This window comes from Rickettsia sp. TH2014, from assembly GCF_019249195.1.
Taxonomy (GTDB): domain Bacteria; phylum Pseudomonadota; class Alphaproteobacteria; order Rickettsiales; family Rickettsiaceae; genus Rickettsia; species Rickettsia felis.
In genome coordinates, this window is sequence record NZ_MXAX01000138.1 from 1 (window position 1) to 4,780 (window position 4,780).

Genomic DNA, 4,780 nt, shown 5'->3' on the forward strand with positions numbered 1-4,780 from the left:
TTGAAGAAAAGGAATTGCAGAAAAAATTATATCAAAAATTGTTACCTGCTTGTCAAATTCCTTTTGAAAAACTAATTGAAGAAGTAAGTTTTTTTGAAAATTTTATTGAATGCTTAAAAGAATTTTATATTAAAAATAGTTTAGCACAAAGTATAATGTTTTTATTTATCAGTAATTTTTTTAAACAAGATATAGTAAATAATGCAGATGCAAGTATGTTGTATTCGTTACAAACCTTAGAAAAAGAATTCAATAACCCAGAAAGTGTTTATATTAAAGGTCTAAGGGATTTAGATATTTTAAGTAACCTTGGTTATCCCACGTATAATGAAATAATACCATTAGAATCAATAGAAATTCTAGGAAATAGCGAAAGTCCAGTATGACTTTCTAGATACTGTCTTAAAGTTTTGATTATAAATATAGTAAAAACCCCTAGAAATTAATTTAATCTATCATTTATATTTAAATAATTACAAGTTAGATTAATATATGGCTACAAAAAATAAAAAAGAAACAGTGAATACTGAAACAAAAAATTTAGCAAATTTAGTTATCAAAGAAATAGGTAACGAAAATTTTGATTTTGATGTTTTGCAAAAGATGCAGCAGGCTTTTAGTAATGCAAGTAAGCAAAAACAAAGGGAAGCTTTTATAAGTTTTTTAGATAAAAAGCTTAATAAGGAGCAGTTACATAAGCTCAATCAAGCAATAATGGAAAATGCAAATGAATTAATGCCAGATAATGATCCTAATTTTGTTTGTCGCACTCCTAATAATAAAATTTTTCAAGGAATATTATTGTTGGAAGCAAAACGCTCAGGTATGAAAGCAAAATTTAATGATAAAGGAGAATTACAATCTCTTGATGTAAAAGATATAACCCAGGAAATATTAGAACACTATCGTATTTTACAAGAAAAATTTTATCCTAAAAGAAATTCTAAAGATTTAGTAGATAGTAGAATAGCTCAAAGTATTAATTTTTTATTATATGCTCCGCTTTTTCGAGAATCAGAAATATATGAGAAAATATATAAAAAATCACCGGAAGAAGCATTGAAAATAGAAGGAGGAATAGCTGCTCCTAACGGTAAGTATGTTAAACAATTAGTAGATGCTAAAATAGGAACCAATATACATTTTAATACCAAAGCAAATTTAGAAAATAAAGCAAGTGAAGAAAAAGAGACTAAGATATCTTCAATAATTGAAAAAGCAATAACAACACTCGAGAAAGGCAAAAAGGTAAGTATTGAAGATAAGAGACGAGAAGAAATAAAAAGGCATTTATCTAAATCCTTAGAAGGAGCTTCTGATTATATATTAACATTCAAAAAAAATGATTTAGTAGATATAATACATCAAGAATTAGATAAAAGACAAACTTGGTGGTCAAAGATTGTTAATTATATAAGTATAAAATCATATTCTATTTCTAAAGAAAATCTTGAGAAAATAGGAAAAATAGTAAATAGTGAAATTAAAAATTCTCATACTCCTTTAAAGGTAGAAGTACAAGAACAGTTAAAACAAATCTCAAAAGAGTTAAATAGATTAAATAATCCGGCATTGCCGTCAGAAGCTAAAAAGGTTCAGGCAAAATCCAAAAAACCGCCTGTTCCTCCAAAACCTGAACACCTCAAAAAAAGAAATCATAGTAAGGGGTAATTTTGTTGTATTTGATTTTTCGTCATTGCGAGGAAAAATTGTAAATTTCGACGAAGCAATCTCGTGCCAAAGTCCTGAGATTGCCGCACTCCTTTCCAGTCGCTCGCAATGACGATTCGGTGTCCACACAAACAAACCTTTCGCAAGAATGATATCAACTCCTACAATAATTTATTACTTCCCATAATATTGTAGCCGCAATCTACATAATGAATTTCACCGGTAACACCTTTAGATAAATTACTAAATAAATATACTGCTGCTCCTCCTACATCTTCTTGGGTAGTATTACGTTTTAGCGGTGCGGTTGCAGCGTGAGATTTAAGCATAGTACTGAAATCACCTATTACACTAGATGCTAGAGTTTTGATAGGTCCCGCCGAAATAGCATTTACTCTAATATTATTTTCTCCCAAATCGTTTGCTAGATATTTTACACTAACCTCAAGCGCAGCTTTAGAAATCCCCATTACATTATAATTAGGTACAACTTTTTCAGCACCGTAGTAAGTTAACGTCACAATGCTTCCGCCGTCATGCATTAAGGCTTCTGCGGACCTTGAGAGTTCTAAAAGAGAATAACATGATATATGTAAAGAATTATGAAAATTTTCTAAGCTAGTATCAACATAACGTCCTTTTAATTCATTTTTATCAGCAAAAGCCATACCGTGAAGTAAGAAATCGAAGCTACACCATTTCTCTTTTATATCATCAAATAAATTACTAATTGATTTTGGATTCGTAACATCAAGTTCGCTAACAAAATTACAACCTATTTCCTCAGCGAGTGGTTTAACTCGTTTTGCTAGTACTTCCGATTGATAAGTAAACCATAGCTCTGCTCCGTGTTTTTTAGCAAGCTGTGCAATCGCCCATGATATTGACATATTATTTGCAATACCTGTAATTAAGCCTTTTTTTCCTTGTAGTAATCCCGTAGTCATTTATTTACTCATTATATTAAAACTTGCTGAAATGATAGCATGATGTATTATTTTGTAAACAAATAATCGATAAAAATGTATAAACCTAAAATCATATGTTTACTGCTAGGGATGTTAAGCGGTTTAGTTTTTGCTCCGACTTTCTTTATACCGGCATTATTAACGTTATCTTACTTATGTTATATAGTTCAAAAATCCGAAAATTGGCACGAAGCCGCAAAATTTGGTTATTTATTCGGTTTTGGGCATTTTTTAAGTGGAATATATTGGATAAGTATCGGTGTTAGCGTTTATATTGCGGATTTTTGGTGGGCAATTCCTTTTGCGTTATTTGGGCTACCTATAGTTTTAGCCTTCTTTATATCGGCAAGCTGTATGCTTAGCTTTTTTGCTAAGAATAATAAATATTATCAATTTATATTTTGCATATATTGGGTATTATTCGAGTGGGTACGTTCGTGGATTTTTACCGGTCTTCCTTGGAATTTGATCGGCTATGCTTTCTCGTTTTCAGATATTTTAATACAGCCTTTAAGTATATTAGGGATATATGGACTTAGTTTTATAGTTATATATATTTCTACATCAGCTTATCCTTTATTTAGCAAGCAATTTACTCAGTTAAAAATATTACTAGCTAGTTCAGTCTTAATATTAACCGCAATTGTTATTTATGGCAGCATAAGGCTAAGTAATAACCCTACAAATTTCACTGATATAAAAGTACGATTAGCGCAGCCTTCAATTCCTCAAACCGAAAAATGGAATGAAGAAGAATTTTGGCATAATTTAATGCTACATATTAATTTATCGGAAAATTCCGAGCCCACCGATTTAATTATTTGGTCTGAAGCAGCATTAGTAGTACCTGATGATATACCGCAAGTTAAATCAGAATTATTACAAATGCTAAATTCTACAAATGCTATTTTGATAACAGGAGGGATCTCGGATAATAAAAAACAAGGTGATGAATTTGAACTTTACTCAGCTATGTATGCTCTTGATAAAAATGATCATAAATTATTTGAATATCATAAATCACATTTAGTACCTTTCGGTGAGTATATGCCTCTTAAAAAGATACTACCGTTTAAAAAATTAACTCACGGTTTAATTGATTATAAAGAAGGAGACGGAGGGCATGTTTATCTTGAAAAATATAATCTTAAAATTAAACCTTTAATTTGTTATGAATCTATTTTTCCTGATTTTGTACGGACGAATAATGAAATAGCCGATGTAATAATTAATATTACAAATGATTCATGGTATGGTAAATCAAGCGGTCCATATCAGCATTTTCATATTAGTAGAAGTAGAGCTGTAGAGAACGGTTTACCTATGATTAGAGTGGCAAATAACGGTATTTCAGCTATAGTAGATCCTTTTGGTAGAACAATAAAAAAACTAAATCTAAATGAAATAAATTATACTCAAGGTTTAATTCCTAAAAAACTAACCCATCCTACTATATTCTCGCAATTTGGTAATTTTACTATTCTATTACTCATCGTTTTTATACTATTAATTAATTATTTATTAGCCTTAATTCTTGATAACCAAAGGGTTTTAGCATTATTATATTAAATTTTTAATAAAGTTGCTTGATTAAATATAAAGTAATATATACTACATTTAAAGTTGAATAGACTTTATTAATAATTAATTTTTAATAATTAAAGCTTATTGTTAAAATGAATGATTCAATAAAACATCCGGACAAACTCGCAAGTGAACGTTTAAAAGAACGACGTCTTGCTGTAGGTATTAGTCAAAAAGAATTAGGGCAAGCTTTAGATATTAGCGCTCTCCAAGTTAAAAAATATGAAAAAGGTTTATGTGATATACCTATAAGTAGGTTATATGTTTTGCAAAAGTTTTAAATACGCCTTTAAAGTATTTCTTTAATAATTCTGAAGAAGAAAAGTTAAAAACTGACGATGAAAATACTTCTAATAATAAAATTGAATATCTATTCAAAGCAATAGAAAGTGATTTCTTAAATAATATTGCTGAAGAAGAAGGGCAATATGAAAATGACATCTCTTTTGATTATAAAGAATTATCAAGGACTATGGAAAGAGAACTTTTATCTTTAACTAGAGCATTTACTAGAGTACAAAATCCAAATATGGTCATGCCTCCATATTGCAGTTATG

At 29.5% G+C, this 4,780-nt stretch carries 5 protein-coding genes; 4 read left to right on the forward strand and 1 reads right to left on the reverse strand.

What is annotated here, in order from left to right; all coding sequences use genetic code 11:
• The coding region (locus tag KYQ89_RS07700; protein WP_256621210.1) for a DUF5410 family protein at positions 1-386 on the forward strand (386 nt) is incomplete at its 5' end.
• A 106-nt stretch (positions 387-492) separates the two neighbouring features.
• Entirely contained in the window at positions 493-1,671 is a 1,179-nt protein-coding gene (locus KYQ89_RS02610) for a DUF5410 domain-containing protein (RefSeq protein ID WP_218460279.1), read from the forward strand.
• A gap of 161 nt (positions 1,672-1,832) precedes the next feature.
• Here KYQ89_RS02610 and fabI read toward each other — a convergent pair whose 3' ends face one another.
• The gene (gene fabI / locus KYQ89_RS02615) at positions 1,833-2,618 is read right to left on the reverse strand and encodes an enoyl-ACP reductase FabI (RefSeq protein WP_218460280.1); all 786 of its coding nucleotides are present in this window, start codon (positions 2,616-2,618) and stop codon (positions 1,833-1,835) included.
• Positions 2,619-2,693: 75 nt separating this feature from the next.
• On the opposite strand from fabI, the gene lnt reads away from it, so the two are divergent.
• Positions 2,694-4,208, forward strand: a complete 1,515-nt coding sequence (lnt, locus tag KYQ89_RS02620) for an apolipoprotein N-acyltransferase (protein ID WP_218460281.1) — start codon at positions 2,694-2,696, stop codon at positions 4,206-4,208.
• A 107-nt stretch (positions 4,209-4,315) separates the two neighbouring features.
• The gene (locus tag KYQ89_RS02625; RefSeq protein ID WP_256621211.1) at positions 4,316-4,504 is read left to right on the forward strand and encodes a helix-turn-helix domain-containing protein; all 189 of its coding nucleotides are present in this window, start codon (positions 4,316-4,318) and stop codon (positions 4,502-4,504) included.
• The last annotated feature ends 276 nt before the right edge of the window (positions 4,505-4,780 follow it).

Bases quoted from the DNA above. Each gene is read 5' to 3' on its own strand.
- KYQ89_RS02610 (WP_218460279.1), top strand. From the start codon at position 493: ATGGCTACAAAAAATAAAAAAGAAACAGTGAATACTGAAACAAAAAAT.
- fabI (WP_218460280.1), bottom strand. From the start codon at position 2,618: ATGACTACGGGATTACTACAAGGAAAAAAAGGCTTAATTACAGGTATT.
- lnt (WP_218460281.1), top strand. From the start codon at position 2,694: ATGTATAAACCTAAAATCATATGTTTACTGCTAGGGATGTTAAGCGGT.
- KYQ89_RS02625 (WP_256621211.1), top strand. From the start codon at position 4,316: ATGAATGATTCAATAAAACATCCGGACAAACTCGCAAGTGAACGTTTA.